Source organism: Paraburkholderia xenovorans LB400 (assembly GCF_000013645.1).
GTDB classification, from domain to species: Bacteria; Pseudomonadota; Gammaproteobacteria; order Burkholderiales; family Burkholderiaceae; genus Paraburkholderia; species Paraburkholderia xenovorans.
On record NC_007952.1, the window covers coordinates 3,156,971 to 3,177,252 of the forward strand.

Below are 20,282 nucleotides of genomic sequence, written 5' to 3' on the forward strand. Positions count from 1 at the left end.
ATCAGTCTGCGGTTCAAGGAGATGCTCGTCAATTGGCGACACCGCGATTTGTAGGGACGAGGACTCTCTGATGGGGCGGTATGCATTCCCAGTCGGCCCGCGTCGAAATATGTCTGCTATACCGGACCACGGAGAGGACGCCAAGAATCCGTCTACATCGAAGTCCGCACCAGATCCACAAAAAATGCAACCAGGCATAAAGTTCATCACCTCACAAATATTGAGCCTTCACCCGCATTGCCCGGTCTCAAAAAGATATATCTTGTAGTACTCCAACGCAGTGTCTTTCGGGACCTGCCCGGTCCGTGGGTCTTTAAGCTCTTTGATCAACGAACCGCCATCTTGCCGGTGGAGCCAATTCCAATAAGTATTCGACAAGCCATACTTCTGGTCCCATGGTCCAAGCCCAAACGGATCCGTGAACTGAACCGGATTCCCACCCACATAAGCATACGCATTCGTCTGCCCACTCGCCCAGCCTAGGGGGTCTTCACTAATGAACCGTGCGGTCGCCGGACTGTAATACCGGTTCCGATAGTAATACAACCCCGTCCCATCATTCTCCCGCCCGGTGTACTGCTGCGGGTTGGGATCGGCAACACCTGTCTGAACAGTCGCGCCGTATGGCTCATAGCTGTACTGCGTCTGACTTTGCTGATCCGCATCCGTGAGCGCGATCACATTATTATTCGCATCGCGCAGCACATACCTGTCCAGGCTCGCGTCGTCACCAATACGCCGGAACGTCAGCTCGTCCGGGCCGCCTGCCTGATAAGGCGAGAACATGCGAATACGCTGTGACCAGTCACCATCCTGCACCATGAAGTTCAGTTCATCGCCAATCCAGGCCGTCTGCATGCGGTGGCCATCGACCGTGCGATCGTTGCGCCGGCCGAACATGTCGTAACTGAAGCTGGCCGTCACGCCGCCGCTGATCTGCCTCAGCAGATTCTGCTCGTTCCAGCCAAATTGATTCACACCATCGCTAGCGAGATTGCCGTTCAGGTCGTACGACAGTGTCTTCCCCGCCCAGCGCGTCAACTGATTCGCGCCGTTGTACTGCGCGTCACTCACCGCCTGCGGCAGGTTGACCTTCGCAAGACTGCCACCTGCTCTGGTACGCCGGCCTGCAAGGTCGTAGCCATATGTCAGGTCGCCCAGTACGTTTCCGTCAGCACGCCTGTAGGTGATGCCCGTTAACTGGCTCGCGGCGTCCCACGTATAGGTTGCCACGATGCCATTGGCAAACGTGACCTGACCGGGCCGCCCCAGCGGGTCGTACGCGTAATTGAACGTGCGTGGCGCTTCATCATTTACCTCATACTGGATCTGGGTCACCCGATGTTCCGCGTCACGGCTGTAGTTCACCGTTGCGCGATCCATATCGATGCCGGCCAGATCACGGGTGTCGGGCGCGTAGCGATACGTCCAGATTCCTTGAAACGTCGGGATCTCCAATGCGCGGACCAGCTTGCCGGTAAGGCTGTCGTAGTGGAATACCGTATCGACTTCCTTCTGGTGCCGCCCGTCCGCGGTAGGAATGAAGTCGCGCGTGCCGTTCAGCTTGTCGAGTGCATCGTTCCAGCCATACGCCCAGCTTCGAACCGGCAACGCGCCAGGCTCCGTCCGGAAGTCCGTCTGCAAAGCGCGGCCAGCGGCATCGTAGGTGTAGCTCGTCACCTGACCTTTACGGTCAGTTAACGACTCGATCTGTCCGGCGCTGTTCCACGTATACGTTTCACTGTGCCCCAACGGATCGGTTTTAGTCCGCGGGCGGCCAATCGCGTCGTACGTGTAGCGCGTCGTGACACCCTTTGGATCGACCTGACTGAGCAGGTGAGCGCCACTGTCCCATGTAAAGTGGCTCACCCCGCCTGCGGCGTCGGTGACATCCGTAGTCCGGTCCAGTGCATCGAGCGTGCGCCACGTCCTATTGCCGAGCGGATCCTGTACCGCCGTCAACCGGCCGGCGGCATCAGTCGTGAATTGGGTAGTACGGTTTAGCGGATCCGTGACACTGGTCAGATCAGCGCCGGTCCAGACATATTTCGTCAAGCCCTTCAGGGCATCGGTCACCGTGAGAGGGCGCCCACGGCTATCGTTCGTCAGCGTCGTACGGTTACCGAGCCGGTCCGTGACCGTCAGGAGATTGCCTTTCGCGTCGTACGCGTAGATCGTGCTCACGCCGCGCTGCGGGTCGCCGGCCTGTGCCTCCGTGAGCAGCCGACTGTAACTGTCGAAGCTACGCGTAACCAGCGTGCCGTATTGATCGGCCTCGCCGATGCGGTTGCCATTCGTGTCATAGGCGTAGCTGTACTGGCGATCCGCCCATGTGCGGTTCGTCACCCGACCGGTGGCGTCATACGCATAGGTCTGGACCTGGACAATGTCGAGCCCGGCTGGATAGGTATTGCGCACGACGTGGCCGCTCGCATCGAATTCCAGCCGGCGAACACTGCCGCGGCGGTCCGTCACTTCGGTCTGCACAACCTTGCCGTTGACCACCGTGTATGCGAAGCCGAACGTACTGTTGTCAGCGAGTTTCTGCGAAACAACGCGGTCCTTCAGGTCGCGCCCATTCCCGTAAGTATTGTTCACCTGAACGTTGCCCAGAGGATCGGTGACAGTGACAAGACGGCTCTGGTTGTCCCAGCCGTATCGCCATACACCACCGCCCGCGTCCGTGAACTGGATCAGCCGGTCCTGACCGTCGTACTGGTAGTTCACTTGACGTTTGAGCGGATCGCTGACGCGCGAAACCAGCGGCGTGCCGCGGCTGCCAGTGACCGAAGTGAAATCGAGCAATCGGCCGTTCGGGCTGCTGACGGTCATGACCGCGCCCGTTTTGCTGTCGCGTGCGATCACGACAGCGTTGCCATTGCGGTCCTGCAACCGGACCAGACGATAGACGCCGGCAATCATCGTGAACTGCTGAGTCCGCCCATCGCGCAACGTCAGCGTCATGCCCGAACTGCCGACGGCATCGATCCGCGCGCGGTAGTATTCTCCCGGGCTTGTCAGGTCGTCCCAGATCTTGCTGCTACCCGCGCGCGGCGTGAACGGCACGCGAATGCCTGACGCCTCGCGCAACTCGAACCGCTGACGATCAGTGCTCATGGCAAGGATCGTGTCGTAGGTAAAACTCATCCCGACGCCAAAGGCACCGGTCAACGGATTGCCCGACGCATCGTAAGCGCCGCTACGGTAGACCCGCGTGAGATCGAAGCTTCCGGCTGTATCTGCAACCGACAGGTCATGCGCGTACTGGTAGAACTGGCCTGTGTACAGGTTCACCGGATCGGCGCCCGAGGTGCTGTTGCCGCAACCGGCCGTGGCGTCGCTCGAACAGTCGTTCCCTCCCACGTCGGGCATGCTGCCTTCAGGCGACGCTGGTTCGGTGGTGTCGGTCCCCGCCGGGCCGCTGCAATATTCCGCGATCACGTTTGGATCGCCACACACGTATCCGCCCATGCCGCCGAAGTCTGCGGCCGCCGCCTTCAGCGGACATTGCGGATCGGCGGGATAAGCACCGGCGGCAATGTATCGGCTGTTGCAATAGTCGTTGGCATGCGCATGCGGCACCACGAACCACGACAGCAACATGAAGAACAGCAACAGAACGAACGGACGCCGCAGCGCACGACGCGCCACCAGGGCATCAAAGACTTGCATGGGGTTCCCGGGAGGAAAAGAGGTGACGCGCTCGGCTAGCGCAGGCTGGTTGCCGTAGAGGCGAGCGCGGAAACAGGGACTTGAGCGCCAGGAGATTGCGCAGCCGTCGCGCCGGGCGCAGAAGATGTGGAGGACACCATTGCCTGCCGACGGATCGCCGTTATATTGCCCGCCGCGTCGTAGTCGTAATACGCGGTTGCGCCCGCCACGGAGACAGACGTGAGCCTGCCCAGTGCGTCGTATCCGTAAGTGATCTCGTCAGCGTACGCGGGCACGGCCGAAGCCAACAGACAGGCCATCGCAGCCACCGCGCCGCCATTCGCAACCCGCCGCGCGCGGTGGAAAAGGCACCGGCATCGAAACGAATTTTTCATCGAAATCACCATTACACCAACCTGTAGTTTTGCTAACTACCTGGACGATATCGAAAGCTGAATCCGATTTATAGCGGATCGATCTTCAATTGAATTAGGAAACTTCCCGCACCTGCCCACCCCGAAAAACGAAAGGGCGCACCACCCGGTGCGCCCCTCGTCTCCCTGCTATCGCGGCATCACAAAATCAACCGCCCACCAAACTCATTACCGCCTCAAACCGAAATCGGCAAACCTCAAGCCTCGAGTTGCTCCAGCACCTTGCCCTTGGTTTCAATCCCAAGAAAATGCACTGTCACCGCCGCGAGGAACGGCACAGCCGCAAGAATATAAAACGCTACCTGCAAATTCCCGCCGATCATCGTCTTGGACACGATAGCGGGAGCAAAGATCGCCGCGACCTTCAACCACGCGCCGCCGACACCGCAACCCATCGCACGGATGCTGGTCGGATACAGCTCCGGCGTATACACATAGGCCGTAATAAAACCGCACGCGAGAAAGCCCAGCGAGAACGCACAGAACGTCGCCACCACATACACCGACGAATCGTGGAAAACGCCCGCCAGCAGCAACGACAGCGCACATGCCACGAACGACAGGTTGATGATCGGCTTACGCCCCACCTTGTCGACCAGCAACGCACAGGTCAGCGAACCCACCACGCCGAGCACCGAAGCCGCCACCGCCAGATTCAGCGCGAGTTGCAGCGGCGCGTGATAGATCGTGCGATAGATGGTCGGCAGCCACGTCGAGAGGCCGTATTGAATGAAGCCGCAGGTGATCCACAGCATCGCCACGGCAAGCGTGCGCTTCAGGTACGCGGGACCGAACAGGTCGCTCATGCGGCGCTTCGGGTGACGATTGGCCATCGCCTCGAATTCGGCCGAATGCGTCACCGGCGGAAGCGGACCTTTGACCGCACGTTCGAACGCATGCACCGCCGTGTCCGCATCGGCCATCCGTTCACGTTCGGCGAGCCAGCGCGGCGATTCGGGCACCAGTTTGCGCAGCACGAAGAACAGGATCAACGGCATGCCGCCGATAAAGTACATGGCTTGCCAACCGAAACGCGGCACGATCCACGCACCCAATGCGTTCGAAGCGAGCAGGCCGACCGGAAAGACGATTTCATACAGCAGCACGAAACGTCCACGGCCATGCGCCCGGCTGATCTCGTTGATGTAAGTCGCGGCCACCGGCAATTCACCGCCGAGCCCGAGCCCCTGAATCACGCGTAATACAACGAATGCTGCGAACGTCGGCGCAAAACCGCACGCAATGCTGGTGATGCCGATAATCCCCGAACTCAACGCGATCGCCTTCACGCGCCCGCCGCGCTCCGCGTACCACGGAAAGACGAACGCGCCGATCAGTTGTCCGACCGAACCGGAGCCGATCAGAAAGCCGATTTCCCACGGCGTCAGATGCCACTTCGCGATCAGGATCGGCAACGTGGCCGCAATCGCGATCACGTCGAAGCCGTCGAAGAACGTTGCGAGACCGATCAGTATGCGCGCGCGCACCTGCATCGCGTTTCTGGGCAAGCGCTCGAGACGCGCAATGATCGAGCCCCGGGTCACAGGGCCTGAGACACCGGCGCTGCTGCGGTCCCCCATAGTGTTGTCGATGGTTCTCATGCCGTTGTGCCGTCCGTCGTAGGTGTGGTTAGGCAAGCGCCGTTGAGGCGTCGGTCAGGGTCGCAAGGTCGATCGTCCGGCCCTGGTTCATCCATTTGCGCGACAGTTTCAGTTCGCGCGGTGTATTGATCGCGATCACGCCGCGAATCGCACTGTCTTCCAGATAAAACAGCGTGGCGCGTTTGCCCGGCAAATCGCCGCGCACAGCCAATTGCGCGTCGCCCGGAATGTCGCCGAGAATCTGCAGATTCACGTCGTACTGATCGGACCAGAACCACGGGATATCCGCGTACGGTTCGAAGATGCCGAGCAATGCCTTGGCGGCGGCAATCGCCTGGTTCTGCGCGTTGGCCCACGATTCGAGCCGCACGCGGCGCTTGAGCCACGCGCTCGGATGATTGGCGACGTCGCCGCACGCGAAAATACGCGGGTCGTCGGTGGCGCCGAAGTGATCGACCACGATGCCGTCTTCCACCTTCACGCCGGCGGCTTGCGCCAACGCCGTATGCGGCGTGAGACCGATACCGGCCACCGCGAAATCGGCGTCGAGCGTCGAGCCGTCCGCGAATGTGGCGCGAATGCGGTTGGCGTCGTTCGGATGATCTTCGAGCGACACGAGCGTGGCGTTCAGCCGCACGTCCACGCCATTCGCGCGGTGCAGGTCGAGCAGGAAGCCGGACACCATCGGCGGCAACGAGCGTGCGCACAGACGCGGCGCGCCTTCCACTACCGTCGCTTCGACGCCGAGCTTGCGCGCGGTCGCCGCGACTTCGAGGCCGATCCAGCCGCCACCTACCACCAGTACGCGCTTGCTGGCGCGCAGTCGCTCACCCAAAGCAACGGCTTCGTCGAGCGTGCGCAGGTAGGCGACGTGCGAGGTCTTCACGAGCGACGCCGGCAACTTGCGTGCAGCACCGCCCGTCGCGATCACCAACCGGTCGTACTGCACTTCACGTCCCGACTGTGTACGCACGATGCGCTGTTCGCGATCGATCGAAGTCGCGCAATCCGGTTGCCATGCTTCGACGTTCAGCGCTTCGAAGTCATCCGGCTTTACGAGCCGCACGGTCTCGATATCCGCTTCTCCCGCCAGCACCGCTTTCGATAGCGGCGGCCGTTCGTAAGGAAGATGGACTTCGTCGGCGATCATCACGAGGCGGCCGTCGAAGCCTTCCTTGCGCAAAGTCTTCACGACCCAGCCCGCTGCCTGACCGCCGCCGATCACGACGATGGTGCGCGGCGCCTCGAGTCCGGCGTGGGCGGCTTGCGCCTTTGCAGCAGCAGCGTCAGTCATTTTTCCGCTCCGTCATGAACTTGCCCTCGGGCGCCTTCGCGTTTTTCTGGCGCCGCGTGTTGCCGTCGATGCCGCCGTCGATCGCCCATTCGGCGAACACGGTCGGACCCGGTTCGAAATCGCGCGGCTGCCATTCGGGCGTGAGCTGGTCTTCGTCCGCGTAGTACTCGATCAGGCCACCCGCCGGATTCTGGAAGTACCAGAAGTAAGCCGACGACACCGGATGACGCCCCGGCCCGAGTTGCGTGTCCCAGCCGCAGCGGCTGATATGCATGCCGCCGCCGAACACTTCGTGGATATCGCGCACGGTGAACGCCACGTGGTTCAGGCCGCGTTTACCGTTGGGCAAAGCCAGCAGGAAAATGTCGTGATGGCCTCCGTGCGGCGCGCAGCGCATGAACGCGCCACGGCCCGGATAACGGTCCGACATTTCGAAGCCCAGCAGTTCGTGATAGAACTTTTCCTGTTCGGCGAGACGGTTCGTGAAGAACACTACGTGACCCACTTCGACCGGTTCGGCGTGCTCGTAAATCGGCGACGGCTGATCGACGCGCAACGTCTGGCCCCACACATTCGACGGCGAACCGTGAATGTCGAGCGCGCGCTTGCGGGTCACTTCAACGCGAACCGCCATGCCGTTCGGGTCGATGCAGCCGACGGCGTCTTCGGTTTCGAAATGGCCGGGCTGGCCGGCAAAGCGGCCGCGCAGTGCGTCGAGTTCGGCTTTCGTTGCCACGCCCCAGGTCACTTCGCGCAGCGTCGGGCCTTCTTCGAACGCGGGCGGCAGCGACGGATCGTCCGCATTCACGACGAGAACCGTGCAGCCGTTCAGCGTTTCAAAGCGCGCCCGGGTTTCGTCGTGCGCGACTTCCTTCAGGCCCCAGTCCGCAAAAAAGCGGCGGCAGGCGGCGAGGTCCGTCACGCCGTAAATAATCTGTTCAATGCCGAGAATCGTCATAACGTGCCTCTTGCGTATCCAGCGTATTAGTTCGCCCACGCCAGCGGCGCGTCGTTCAAGCCCCAGTAGAGGCTCTTCTGTTGCATGTATTCGCGGATGCCGAGCCGGCCCTTCTCGCGTCCCATGCCGCTCTCTTTCCAGCCGCTGAACGGCGTCGAGATCGAGAACAGCTTGTAGGTGTTGATCCAGATGGTGCCGGCTTCGAGCGCTCGGGCAATCCGGTAGGCGCGCTTGTAGTCGCGCGTCCAGATGCCGGCGGCGAGGCCGAACACGCTGTTGTTCGCTTCTTTCAGCAACGAGGCTTCATCGTCGAAGGGCATGGCCACCAGCACCGGGCCGAAGATTTCTTCCTGGCAGATGCGGGCGTTGTTGGTCAGGCCTTCGAGAATGGTCGGCTGAAAATACGTGCCCGCTTCGCGGCCGTCGCCGACCGGGCGCTCGCCGCCGCACAGCAGACGGCCGCCTTCTTCCAGGCCGAGCGCGACATAGCGCTCGACAGTTTCGCGATGCGCCGCCGTGATCAGCGGACCCATCTGTGTTTCGGAACGCGACGGGTCGCCCACGCGCAGCTTGCGCGCGCCGTCCGCGAGACGCTTCATGAACGTGTCGTAAATGGAGCGCTGCACGAACAGGCGTGAACCCGCAATGCACGCTTCGCCCGACGAACTGAAAATGCCGTACAGCACGCCGTTGACCGCGTGATCGAGATCGGCATCGTCGAAGACGATGGTCGGCGACTTGCCGCCGAGTTCCAGAGACACCGGCATCAGCTTGTCCGCCGCGATGCGCGCAATGCCGCGGCCCACTTCGGTGCCACCCGTGAACGACACCTTCTTCACGAGAGGATGACGCACCAGCACGTCACCGATCACCGAGCCTTTCCCCGGCAACACGCTTAGAACGCCCTTCGGCACACCCGCCTCTTCGCAGATGCGCGCCAATGCCAGCGAGACCAACGGCGTCACTTCAGCCGGCTTCAGCACCACGGCGTTACCGCCCGCGAGTGCCGGCGCGAGCTTCTGCGCGTCCGAAGCAATCGGCGAGTTCCACGGCGTAATCGCGGCGATCACGCCGATCGGCTCATAGATGCTCATGGTCAGATAGTCGCCGCGCGAGGGCGTGACTTCTTCGTCGAGCGTTTCGAGGCAGGCCGCGAAATAACGGAAGGTATTCGCGGCGCTCGCCACGAGCACGCGTGTTTCGCCGATCGGCTTGCCGTTGTCGCGGCGCTGCAATTGCGCGAGCGCTTCATGGCGCGCCATGATCAGATCGGCGATGCGGTACAGAATCAGCGCGCGTTGATGCGGCTTCAGTCCCGACCAGTCCGCGCGCCGCCACGCGATATCGGCGGCTTCCACGGCGTCGCGGGCGTCGTCGGCATTGGCCGTCGAGATTTCCATGTTGACCGACTGATCCGCCGGATACAGGCTTGTGTACGGGTTGCCACGCCCTTGCCGCCATTCGCCGCCGATGAAAATATCGCCGGTGGGCACGAGGCTGGTATCGAAGTGAGTCATGTCGGTCATTCCGGTTTGCTTCAGCTATTCAACTGATGGCTTAGATCACACAGCGCGCCGCGCGATTGCGCAGCGCACGCATCGCGCTGTAGGCGGTCAGCGCGGACGTCTTGGGGTTGTCCGGCAGCGGTTTGCCGCACATTTCCAGAGACATCTCGCCGAACGCGCCGCGCGCCACGACGCGGTGCACGTTGCGCGTCACGTTCGGATCGGCGATCAGCCGGACCGTGGTGTGGTCCAGACCGAGGCCGGCCAGCGCGATCGTCGCGGCCACGTTGGCGTTCTTCGGGTAGAGGCGGGCCGCTTCGCGCGCGCTGCCTTCGAAGATCACCTTCTCTTCGTTCAGCGTATTCAGGTCGCAGACCTGTTCCGCCGGCGTGCCGAGCCAACCCGTGGGCGGCTTGCGGCCGGTGTACAGCACTTCGTCGAGACCGCCGAGCTTGGCCGCTGCCAGCGCATCCACGCCGCCAATCGCGCCGGAGAGCAGCGTGAGCGTGGCGTCGCCTTCATCGGCGGCGGCGGACAGTGCGTCGAGCAGCATCATGTCGGAAAGCGCGCCGATCGAAGCAACCGCGCAGTCCGTGCCGGCCTTCAGCAACGGCACCACGTGATCGACCAGCGCGCTATGGCCCGCGCATTCCAGCGCGAAGTGCGGCTGGCTGCTCAAGGCGGACACGGAGGCTACGACATCCACGGAGTCGCCCACTACTTCACGCACCGACGCCATATGACGCTCCGGCACGATCACGTGCGACACGCGCACCGTCGGATCGGCGGCGACCGAGCGGTACACCGCCTGGCCGATCGCGCCGAAGCCGATCATCGCGACGTCGACGGGTGCGTGATGCCCCGCGTAACCCGCATCACGCATGTTCCGGCTCCTGTTCCTTGACCGGCGGGCCCGCAAACGCGGTGGCGAACGAGCCGACCGACAGCATGTCCACTTCGACCAGCACGGGCCCGGTCTTCGCCATGCCTTCGCGAATGATCGCGTCGGCCTGGTCGAGCGATTTGATGCGGTAGTGCGTGAGTTTCAGGCTCTCGCAGAACTGTGCGAAATCCGGCTGGTGCAGATCGACGTAGCAGCGGCGCCCGCCGTATTGCGCGTCCTGAATGTTGCGGATCACGCCGTAGCACTGGTCGTTCATCAGCACGATCATCACGTTGGCGTTTTCCTGCACGGCCGTTGCGAGTTCGCCGACGTTGACCATCAAACCGCCGTCGCCGACGAGGCACACGGTCTTCGCCGCGCTGCCTGCAAGCGCCGCACCGATGCCCATTTGCATACCCTGGCCAATGCCGCCGCCGAGCGCATGAACGCCCGCGCGCGGCGAGAAAATCTTCAGCATGCGGTTGCCCCACGTGCTGTTCGAGATCGTGACGTCGCGCACCCAGTTGTAGTCGCGGCCCACTGCATCTTGCAGCGCGTCGACAAGACGCTTGTACGGGCCGAGGCCTTTGCCCACATCGGCGACAGCGCTTTCGCGCGCGGCGGCGAGGTCTTGCGCGAATGCTGGATCGACCTTGAGGCGTCCTTCGAGCAGCGTCGCGAGTTCTTCCAGCACAGCCGATGCATCGCCGTGAATGAACATCTCGTTGCGATAGCCGCGGTTATCGGCGAGCGCGTCGGCGTCGATGCGATAGAGCGGCTGCGGCAGCGCGAGCTTGTACTTCAGCGTTTCATTGCCACGCAGACGCGAACCGACCACCACCAATGCATCACACGTCTTGTAGAAACTCTCGACCGCCGCATGCACGTTGAACGCGCCGAGCGTCGCCGGATGATCTTCCGGCAGCACGCCACGGCCTTGCACGCTGGTCACGACGCCAAAACCCAGCGCCACCAGACGCTCAACCGCCCTGGTCGCATGGCGCGTGCCGCCGCCCAGCCACAACAGCGGGCGCCTGGCCGTGGCCAGCGAATCGGCGAGTTGCGCGACACGTTGCGCGCAATGCGTGAGCGTGGTGATGTGCGGCGCGGCCAGATCGGCGGGCCATTCCACTTCAGCGGCCTGAATGTCGATGGGAATCTCGACGCTCACCGGGCCGCTCGGTGCGGTCTGCGCGACGCGCACGGCTTCGCGGATCGTCGGCAGCGCGGTTTCGACCGAACGCACGCGGAACGCGGCCTTCGAGATCGACGACAGCATCGACAGTTGGTCCGGTGCTTCGTGGATATATGCGAGGTCCTGATCGAGGAATTCGGTTTCGATCTGGCCGGTGATATGCAGCAGCGCCGTGCCCGCGGTCAATGCTTCGACCATCGCGCCCGCCGCATTGCCCGCCGCAGTGCCCGTGCTGGTGAACGCGACGCCGAGGCCGCCGGAAACACGTGCGAGGCCATCGGCCATGTTCACCGCGCCGGCTTCGCCGCGCGCGCCGACATAGCGGATCTTGCCGCGGTTGTGGATCGCGTCGAGGATCGGCATGTTGTGGATCGAGATCACGCCGAATGCGGTTTGAACGCCGCATTGTTCGAGAAAGGCGGCGATCAGTTCGCCAACGGTGGTTTTATTAGACATGTCGTGCAACGCCTCCAGAAACATCGATATGACTGCCCGTCGTATAGGACGACAGCGTCGTAGCCAGATAAAAGAGCGCTTGAGCGGCTTCTTCGGGGCGACCGAAGCGGCCTAGCGGAATGTTTTTCTTGCGCGCCAGTTCTGCCGTCCAGTCTTCCCAGCTTTGGCCCGGCTGCGCTTCTTTCGCATAACGGCGACGCCATTGACCCGATTCGACGATGCCGATCAGAATCGAATTGACGCGGATGCGCTGCGGCGCGAGTTCCACCGCGAGCGACTTGAGCAGGTTCTGCACGCCGGCACGCGCCGACGAAGTCGCCACCATGTGCGGCTCGGGTTGCAGTGCGAGCAGCGAGTTCACGCAGACAATCGCGGCGTTGCTGTTCGATGCGGAGGCATCGCGCAGCATCGGCAGGAACGCGCGGGTCGGGCGAATCACGCTGAAGTACTTCAGGTCGAGTTCTTCGCGCCAGGCTTCGTCGGTGGTGTCGGCGAAAGTCGACACACGGCCCTGGCCCGCGTTGTTGATCAGCATGCCAGTGCGGCCGAAGCGGCTCTGCACGGCTTCCGCGAAAGCTTTTACGTCGTCGGCGTCGAGCACGTTGCAGCGGCGCGCAAGCAATTGCGCCTGCGGGAACTGCGCCTTCAGCGCGGCTTCCGCTTGCGCGAGACGTTCGGTATCGCGGCCGCAGATCGCGACCGAGGCGCCGGCTCGCAGAAACAGTTCGGCAGTGGCGAGGCCGATGCCGGACGAGCCGCCCGTCACCACCGCTACCTGCCCGGTCAAGTCGATTTGGATCATCAGAGCCCCAATGCCTTCATGTATTTGCTGCCCGCATTCGGCCCACTCTTCGGCCGATAGTTGAGCCGCTGCGAAAGATCGTCGGCGGCGCGGCGGACCTTGTCGATCAGGCCGCTGTCGAGCAGCGACGCGTCGATCTCGTGGCGCGGAATCGTCGTCGTGATGACGGCGACGATGCGTCCCGTTTCGTTGCGCACCGGCGCGCTCACCACGGAAATGCCGCGTTCGAACGACGACTCGCTGATCGCGAAACCGCGCCGCGCGTCGTCGCGAATCCGTTCGTACAGGTCGTCCACGGTGATGGGCGTCTGCTTCGTGAAGCGTTCGAGTTCCGGCTCGGGATAGAGCTTCTTCAAGTCATCAAGTGTCAGGTCGCCCATCAGCACCTGCCCGTGCGTCGTGGCATGAGCCGGCAGACGCGTGCCCACGTTCACCTTCACCGAGCTGAAAATCGGCGTATGGCTTTGCGCCTTGGCGACGAACACGACGTCGCGTCCATCGCGGATCACGATGTGGCTGGTGAGGCCGGTTTCCGTACGCAGCGCTTCGATGACCGGCAAGCCGAGGTCGGTCAGTTCGAGCGAGCTCAGATATTCGAAACCGAGCCGCAGCACGGCAACGCCGAGGCGATAGTTGCGGTCCTTGTCGGCACGTTCGAGAAAGCCGAGCGATTCGAGGGTTTGCAGCAGACGGAACACCGTCGTGCGAGGAATCTTCAGGCGCTTCGATAATTCCGGCGCGCCGAGAACCGGCTCGCGTGGCGAGAACTCGGTGAGAATCTTCAGACCGCGTTCGAGACCCGGCACCCGATAGGCGGTGTCGCCCGTGGTGTCGTTGCGGTCTTCGTCCGCGTCGCGCTCGGCGTTAATGGTGTCGGGCGTCATTCATTGGCTCCGTTGTCCGTCGCTCGCGCGACAGAACGTGTCGATGATCGCGGTGTACGCGGCGGGTGCTTCGATATAGCCGGCGTGCCCCGCCCGAGGCACGACCTGCAACTTGGTGCGCGCGGCCAGCGCGATGCGTTCGCAGGCTTCGGGCGTGGTAATGGTGTCGTCGGCGCCCACGGCCACGTTGATGCGGCCCTGGTGGCGCGCGAGGTCGCTCGCGAGATCGGCGTTGGCGAGCAGATGCGTGGCCTGCGCGTAACCGTGCGGGATCACGCGCGCCATGTTCCAGCGCACCCATGCGCGAGCTTCGTCGCTTGCGTGAGCGGACAACATATTCGTGCTGCGTTGTTCGGCGAGACCTTGCGGGCCGAGTTCGTTCAGCATCGCGAGCCGCTGATCGCGCTTCGTGTTGCGTACCTCTGCCGATGCCGCGCCGTAACCGCCAGCCGGCGACAACAGCAGCAAGCCGGCCACGCGCTGCGCATGCGTCACGGCAAACGCGCCGGCGATAATCGCGCCGAGCGAATGACCGAGCAGCACGCAGCGTTCAATGCCGAGCGCGTCGAGCCACTCTTTCAGCACGCTCGCGTAGTCAGCCGCGGCTGGCGAGTCGGCCGCGACCGGCGTGGAGGCGCCATAACCCGGCGCATCCCACGCCAGCACGCGGCGCGTCGCGCCGAGCATTTCGAACTGCTGCACCCACGACGCCGCGCCCGAACCGATACCGTGCAGCAGCACGAGCGGCAGCGCACCGCTACCGGCGCCATCCACTTCGCGATAGCTCACCGCACGTTGCGACGCCAACCAGATCTGCTGCGTCGGGAAACGCGCAACGCGCGCTTCGAGCGTGGCGTGTGCATCTGCGGTAACGGATGGAACAGCGGACATGATTTCCTTCGTGGGTGTTCTGAAACTGCGATAGCGTTTGAAGGTTTAGCGCTTGAGGCTTGCCAGCGGCGAATCCGGCGGATAGGTCGGCGTAATCGGCTTCGGCGAACCGAGCATCACGCACATCAACGCGTCTTCTTCACCAATGTTGATTTCCGTGCGATACACGCCCGGCGGCACCGAGATCAGGTCGCGCTCGCCGAGCACGGCTTCCCACGTTTCGCCGTCTTTCTCGCAGATCACTTTCATCTTGCCGCGCAGCACGAAGAAAATTTCTTCGACATCCATATGAATATGGCTCGGGCCGATGTTGCCGGCCGGGATCACCATCGTCGAGAACGTGAAGCCGCCTGCGGGCACCGTGTTCACGTCTTTCGCGACGCCCGTGCCGCCCGTGCCGACATAGCGCATTTGCGCGCGGCGATACTTCGGGTCGTAGTCGGCCTGGAACTTCAGCGCGTCCCAGTCATAGCGCCGCGTTTCCAGGCGCGCCACGCGGCTGTCCAGCCATTGGGCAAAGCTCGCGTCCGCGGGCTGGTCCCACGATTTGCGTTCGATATCGGCGTCCGCCATCTCTTTCTCCTTTCGATTCGACAAGATCAATTCATCACGAAGCCGCCGTTGACCGGCAGCAGTTGGCCGGTCACGAAGCGAGCGGCATCGGACAACAGGAACAGCACCGGCCCGGTGACGTCGTCGGGCACTTGTGCGCGCGTGAGCGCGCGGCCTTGCAGGTAATACTGATGACGCTCGGCGGGCACATACGCGGTTGCCTCGACTTCGGTCAGTCCCGGCGCGATCGCATTGACCGTCACCTGGTGCGCGCCGAATTCACGCGCGAGCGAGCGGGTCATCGAAATCACCGCGCCTTTGCTCGCGACATAAGCGAGCAGCTTCGGCGCACCCCACATCGCCGTGTCCGACGCAATGTTGACGATGCTGCCGCGGCCCGAGTCGCGCAGATACGGCAGCGCGGCGGTGCTCATCAGCCAGGTGCCGCGCACGTTGACGTTCATCACGGCGTCCCACGTCTCTACCGACAGCTCGTCGGCGAACTTGCCGCCGGAGTTGGTGATGGCCGCGTTGTTGATCAGTGCATCGATGCCGCCGAGTTGCGCCGCGCCCTGCTCCGCGAATTGCCTGATGCTTGCGGGGTCGGCGAGATCGAGCGGCACGTAGGTGACCGCATGACCTGGTTCGGCGAGCGCCGCTGCTAGCGCTTCACCTTCTTCATGCAGCACGTCGCCGAACACCACGCGCGCGCCGGCTTGCACCAGCGAGCGGACAAACGCCGCGCCGAGACCGCGCGCGCCGCCCGTCACGAGGACGCGACGTCCGTTGAGCGCTGCGGGCGCGTCGTCATGCATGGCTGTGACCTGCTTCTGCCGCTGCCGGCGTGGCGCTGACCGCTTGAGCGCGATGCGCGTCCAGATCGGCGAAGTGCTGCTGCGCGCGCTGGCGCAACATGCGGCGCACGCGCGTCATGCCGACGTCGTGCTGATACAGAAACTCGTGATCGCGCGCATTCGGCGCCATGCTTTCCAGCACGTAGCGGTCTTGCTCCAGCACGGCCCAATGCAGACCTTCCAGACGGTTGCGATACATGAAACGCCATGCGTCGCGCTGCCAGCCTTGCACCTTGCGGGTACGCCAGAAATAGACCTGGCAGTTGTCTTCGTCGACGGGAACGGCGAAGCCGATGATCCCGAAGTTGCCGCCCGGCCCGAACTTCTTCTTGTACGGAATCGCGAGACGCATCCACAGGCAACCGGTTTCGCCGAGTTCCACCCAGTCGAAATTCACATCGCGCTGGCCGATCTTTTCGAACATCAGCCCGGTTTCGGTCTTGCGCACGCGCATGTCGGCCTGCTTGTCGCCTTCAGCCATTGAATGCGAGGTCGCGTGCAGATACGCGCCGTGCATCGGGTCCATCACGTTGTCGATCGCGTACTGGTAATTGCACTTCCAGTGCGACATGCACAGGAAGCTCGCGTATTCCTCGCCGACCAGTTCTTCCGGCAGCACGAGCGGCGCGGGTTCTTTATGCGCGTCGTCGCCGAACCACAGGAAAATCGCGCCGGCATGCTCTTCGACCGGATACGACTTCACGCACTTCTGGCCTTCCAGCGGGCAGTTCGATACAGCAGGCACCTTGGTGACCGTGCCGCCGCCGTCGACTTCAATGCCGTGATACCAGCATGCGACGCTGCCGCCGAGATTCCAGCCGAGTGACAGACGCGCGCCGCGATGCGGGCAGCGGTCTTCGAGCGCGCGAACTTTGCCTTCCTTGTCGCGCCACAGCACGATCTGGTCGCCCAGCCGCGTGATGCCGACCGGCGCGTCGCCGACTTGCCAGCTCGGCGCAACGGGATACCAGTAATTGCGCAGGCCTTGGTTCAGATAGGACTGAATCGGGTCGGCCGCGCCTTGCGTTGTATTGGGGGACGTCATGAAAAGACTCCGGATGCGGATGCGATGAACGTGTTCGGGAAAGCGCGCTTATTCGGCGAGCAGGCGGAATTCGGCGGCGAGGCGCTCGGCGTCCCACGTATTGCCTTCCGGAGTGCGGAAGCCGGCGCGGTTCAAACCGTCAGCGACTTCCTGCAACTCCGTTGCGCCCGCTTCGAACACTTTTTCGAGCGCGTCGCCGAAATCGTTTTCGTACTGGGTCGGCTCGGCCTTGCGCGTTTGCCAGATGAAGTTCTCGCTCTCGCCCGGCTTTTCGATCACGCCCTTGCCGGCGACGTTGTTCGGCTGCGGCGCGAGCCACGGCTTCAGGAAGGGATTGAAGTTCACGGTTTGCTCTCGCATGTCATTCCACCTTGATCTGGATTTCTTCACCGGCGAGACGTACCGAATACGTCTTCAGGTCGCGGCCACCGGGCTCTTTCAGGCATTTTCCGGTCGGGATATGGAACACGGCTTCGTGCAGCGGGCATTCGACCGTGTCGCCGTCGATAAAGCCTTGCGTCAGCAACGCGTACGCATGGGGGCAGACGTTTTCCAGCGCGTACAGCGCATCGCCCACCTTGTAGATGCCGATCTCCGTGCCGTCGAGTTTGAACTCGAGCGGCGCGTCATCGGACAGGTCGCCGGCATGGCCGGCGCAGCGCCATTGTTCAGTCATTTCTCGCCTTCTCCTGAAGCCTTATGTTCCATATAAGGAACATCAGTTCGTGTATGGATAATTATAGGAGCGGCTTCGGCGAGAAAAAATAAAAATCTGGGCGGGTAGGGGAAAACACTGAGTGTGGTACCCAAAATACACTGCCGCGCGAACCGGCGAGAGCGGCGCCCACACTCGCCAAGCCTTACAGCGCTTGGGTCGCGCCGTATTTCCAGACGAAACCGACAAGCCTCATGCGGGTTTGTACGGGGTCCGAAAATTTATTTTGACCACTTCTAGACTCACTATAATTTTCCATAGGCGATACAAACGCCCATAGGTGGAACACAAAGCGTAGCAGTTTTGGCGCATAAACCCAGAACTGCATTCAACCCAAAGCAAGGATCAGGGACGACGAATCTGGCGAAAGCTAACCGTCGTGTGATCAGGAGAACCAACGGTGAAGCACATCATTGCAGCCGGCTTGACGGCAATCTGCGCAACGACAGGCGCATGGGCGCAGAGCAGTGTGACGCTATACGGCAGCCTGGATGCCGGTGTCGCGTATGTCAGCAATGTAGGTGGCCATTCGAAGTGGATGGAAGAACAAGGCAACATGCAGCCTGACCGCTGGGGCCTGAAAGGCGTGGAAGATCTGGGCGGCGGCCTGAAGACGGTCTTCCAGCTGGAAAACGGCTTCTATACGAACACCGGCGCGTTCGCGAAATCCGGTGTGCTGTTCAACCGTCAGGCGTTTGTCGGTTTGAGCTCGGACACGATCGGCACGCTGACGCTCGGTCATCAGACGCCGTTCAGCTTCGACGTGCTGGGTCCGCTGAGCACGGCTTATCTGGCGGCCAGCTGGTACGCGTTCCACCCGGGCAATATCGACGAACTCGCCGACACCGGCGTGGTGCCGTTCGACAATTCGGTGAAATTCCGCTCGGCGAGTTTCAACGGCTTTCAGGTCGGCGCGATGATGGGTCTCGGCAACACGACCAACTTCTCCACGGGCAAGACGTTGAGCTTTGCGCTTAGCTACGCGAACGGTCCGTTCAAGGCCGGCGCGACGTACGCGAATGAGCACGACCGCACGCCGTCGATCGTCACCACGGGCATCAACAACTTCCAGGGCGTGGCGGCGGCCAACTACACCGCGGACAAGGTCGAAAACATGGGCGCGGGCGCGTCATACCAGTTCGGCAAGCTGCTGGTGCACGGTCTGTACACGCGCGTGAAGCTGGAGTCGGCTGGGCACTCGGACACGTATCAGAGCTACGACGTCGGCGCGAATTATCAGTTCACGCCGTTCAATAGCGTCGCCGGCGGCGCTGCGACGACGACGTTGGCGGGGCATCGCTGGACGCAGTTCGAGATCGGCGACATCTACGCGCTGTCGAAGTCCACGCAGCTCTACGTGAACGCGCTGTACGAGCGCGCGGGTTCGAACACGGATGCAGCGTTCTTTACGGCGGGCGTGTCGAGCGGCCGGAACCAGACGGTCATCCTGACCGGCATCCACCACTCGTTCTGATGTGCTGACGAACCTGTGATGTGAAGCAGCCAGTCCTGCTGCGAACGGAGCCGGACTGGCGCCACAGCGAATGCGGAAGCAGAAAACGGCGGAAGCGGAAGCGGAATCAGCTCGCCGCTACCGGCTTGCGGCGGGCCTGAACCGCGGTCGGATCATCCGGACGCGGCCGATAGCTGAGTCGCTCGGACAGTTCGAGCGCCGCCTGGCAAACCGCAATGATGAGCGGCTCACGCTCTTCGGCCTCGCCGATATCCGAACGTGGGATCGTGACCGTCAGGGCGGCCGCGATCTTGCCACTCTGGTCTCGCACCGGCGCGCTCACGACTGAAATACCCCGCTCGAACGACGCTTCGCTCAGCGCATAGCCGAGCGCCGCGCTTTCGCGCACTCTCCCATACAGTTCTTCCACGGTGGCCGGCGTGCGTTCGGTGAAACGTTCGAGCTGCGGCTCGGGATACAACTGGCGCAATTCCTCGAAACTCAGATCGCCCATCAACACCTGACCGTGCACCGTCGCATGCGCCGGCAAACGCGTGCCGACATGGACCTTCACCGAACTGAACATCGGCGCATGGGTTTGCGCCTTGGCGACGAACACCACGTCGCGCTGATCGCGGATCAGCAGATGCGTGCTCAAGCCCGTGGCATCGCGCAGGCGTTCGAGAATCGGCGTACCGACATCGGTCAGTTCGAGCGAACTCAGATATTCGAAGCCGAGCCTCAACACCGCGACGCTCAGGCGAAAATAACGGTCGCCGTTGACGCGCTCCAGAAAGCCGAGCGCTTCGAGCGTCTGCAATAAACGGAACGTAGTGGTGCGCGGAATGCCGATACGCCTGGACAATTCGGGCGCGCCGAGCACCGGCTCACGCGCGCTGAATTCCGCAAGAATACGCAGGCCCCGTTCGAGGCCCGGCACGAGATAGGTGGATCCACCGGCGCTTTCTTCGTCGGTGGAATCCACGGACTCGGCACCGTCCAGCCGGCTCGACGACGCCACGTCGTCCTGCGAAATCGCGGCCGCCGCACCGCGCGGCTTTGCTTGCTTGCGTCCCGCTCCTGTCTGCTCTTCTTTTGCCATCTTGGCT

Annotated in this window: 18 protein-coding genes; 1 reads left to right on the plus strand and 17 read right to left on the minus strand. The window is 62.7% G+C overall.

Annotated elements, in window-relative coordinates; all coding sequences use genetic code 11:
• Positions 1 to 228 precede the first annotated feature (228 nt).
• From BXE_RS35885 to BXE_RS35960, 16 genes are all read right to left on the minus strand, one after another.
• On the minus strand, positions 229 to 3,672 hold the full coding sequence (locus BXE_RS35885; RefSeq protein ID WP_011493025.1) for an RHS repeat-associated core domain-containing protein: 3,444 nt from the start codon (positions 3,670 to 3,672) through the stop codon (positions 229 to 231).
• A 35-nt stretch (positions 3,673 to 3,707) separates the two neighbouring features.
• Complete coding sequence (locus BXE_RS35890) at positions 3,708 to 4,058, minus strand: RHS repeat domain-containing protein (RefSeq protein WP_011493026.1); 351 nt, start codon at positions 4,056 to 4,058, stop codon at positions 3,708 to 3,710.
• 224 nt (positions 4,059 to 4,282) lie between these two features.
• On the minus strand, positions 4,283 to 5,686 hold the full coding sequence (locus BXE_RS35895; protein WP_040124288.1) for an MFS transporter: 1,404 nt from the start codon (positions 5,684 to 5,686) through the stop codon (positions 4,283 to 4,285).
• Between the two features lie 28 nt (positions 5,687 to 5,714).
• Positions 5,715 to 6,980, minus strand: a complete 1,266-nt coding sequence (locus BXE_RS35900; protein ID WP_011493028.1) for an NAD(P)/FAD-dependent oxidoreductase — start codon at positions 6,978 to 6,980, stop codon at positions 5,715 to 5,717.
• Positions 6,973 to 7,938: a VOC family protein gene (locus tag BXE_RS35905; protein ID WP_011493029.1), complete on the minus strand. Its 966-nt coding sequence runs from the start codon at positions 7,936 to 7,938 to the stop codon at positions 6,973 to 6,975. Before BXE_RS35905 ends, BXE_RS35900 begins: the two co-directional genes overlap by 8 nt.
• Positions 7,939 to 7,964: 26 nt before the next feature.
• Complete coding sequence (locus BXE_RS35910; RefSeq protein WP_040125124.1) at positions 7,965 to 9,455, minus strand: aldehyde dehydrogenase; 1,491 nt, start codon at positions 9,453 to 9,455, stop codon at positions 7,965 to 7,967.
• 40 nt (positions 9,456 to 9,495) lie between these two features.
• Entirely contained in the window at positions 9,496 to 10,326 is an 831-nt protein-coding gene (locus tag BXE_RS35915) for an aspartate dehydrogenase (RefSeq protein ID WP_011493031.1), read from the minus strand.
• Positions 10,319 to 11,977, minus strand: a complete 1,659-nt coding sequence (locus BXE_RS35920; RefSeq protein ID WP_011493032.1) for a thiamine pyrophosphate-binding protein — start codon at positions 11,975 to 11,977, stop codon at positions 10,319 to 10,321. The genes BXE_RS35915 and BXE_RS35920 overlap by 8 nt, the downstream gene beginning before the upstream one ends.
• Entirely contained in the window at positions 11,970 to 12,779 is an 810-nt protein-coding gene (locus BXE_RS35925) for an SDR family oxidoreductase (RefSeq protein WP_011493033.1), read from the minus strand. Before BXE_RS35925 ends, BXE_RS35920 begins: the two co-directional genes overlap by 8 nt.
• The gene (locus BXE_RS35930) at positions 12,779 to 13,663 is read right to left on the minus strand and encodes an IclR family transcriptional regulator (protein ID WP_011493034.1); all 885 of its coding nucleotides are present in this window, start codon (positions 13,661 to 13,663) and stop codon (positions 12,779 to 12,781) included. Before BXE_RS35930 ends, BXE_RS35925 begins: the two co-directional genes overlap by 1 nt.
• The gene (locus BXE_RS35935) at positions 13,664 to 14,554 is read right to left on the minus strand and encodes an alpha/beta fold hydrolase (protein ID WP_011493035.1); all 891 of its coding nucleotides are present in this window, start codon (positions 14,552 to 14,554) and stop codon (positions 13,664 to 13,666) included.
• 45 nt (positions 14,555 to 14,599) lie between these two features.
• Positions 14,600 to 15,127, minus strand: coding sequence for a cupin domain-containing protein (locus BXE_RS35940; RefSeq protein WP_011493036.1), 528 nt, complete (start codon positions 15,125 to 15,127; stop codon positions 14,600 to 14,602).
• Between the two features lie 26 nt (positions 15,128 to 15,153).
• Entirely contained in the window at positions 15,154 to 15,921 is a 768-nt protein-coding gene (locus BXE_RS35945) for an SDR family oxidoreductase (RefSeq protein WP_011493037.1), read from the minus strand.
• On the minus strand, positions 15,914 to 17,005 hold the full coding sequence (locus tag BXE_RS35950; protein WP_011493038.1) for an aromatic ring-hydroxylating oxygenase subunit alpha: 1,092 nt from the start codon (positions 17,003 to 17,005) through the stop codon (positions 15,914 to 15,916). The genes BXE_RS35945 and BXE_RS35950 overlap by 8 nt, the downstream gene beginning before the upstream one ends.
• 48 nt (positions 17,006 to 17,053) lie before the next feature.
• The gene (locus tag BXE_RS35955; RefSeq protein ID WP_011493039.1) at positions 17,054 to 17,365 is read right to left on the minus strand and encodes a recombinase-like helix-turn-helix domain-containing protein; all 312 of its coding nucleotides are present in this window, start codon (positions 17,363 to 17,365) and stop codon (positions 17,054 to 17,056) included.
• A 1-nt stretch (position 17,366) separates the two neighbouring features.
• The gene (locus BXE_RS35960) at positions 17,367 to 17,681 is read right to left on the minus strand and encodes a non-heme iron oxygenase ferredoxin subunit (RefSeq protein ID WP_006047381.1); all 315 of its coding nucleotides are present in this window, start codon (positions 17,679 to 17,681) and stop codon (positions 17,367 to 17,369) included.
• Positions 17,682 to 18,120: 439 nt separating this feature from the next.
• On the opposite strand from BXE_RS35960, the gene BXE_RS35965 reads away from it, so the two are divergent.
• Positions 18,121 to 19,194, plus strand: a complete 1,074-nt coding sequence (locus tag BXE_RS35965) for a porin (protein ID WP_011493040.1) — start codon at positions 18,121 to 18,123, stop codon at positions 19,192 to 19,194.
• A 106-nt stretch (positions 19,195 to 19,300) separates the two neighbouring features.
• Here the strand turns inward: BXE_RS35965 and BXE_RS35970 are convergent, their stop codons facing one another.
• Positions 19,301 to 20,275, minus strand: a complete 975-nt coding sequence (locus BXE_RS35970) for an IclR family transcriptional regulator (RefSeq protein ID WP_011493041.1) — start codon at positions 20,273 to 20,275, stop codon at positions 19,301 to 19,303.
• Between the last annotated feature and the right edge of the window lie 7 nt (positions 20,276 to 20,282).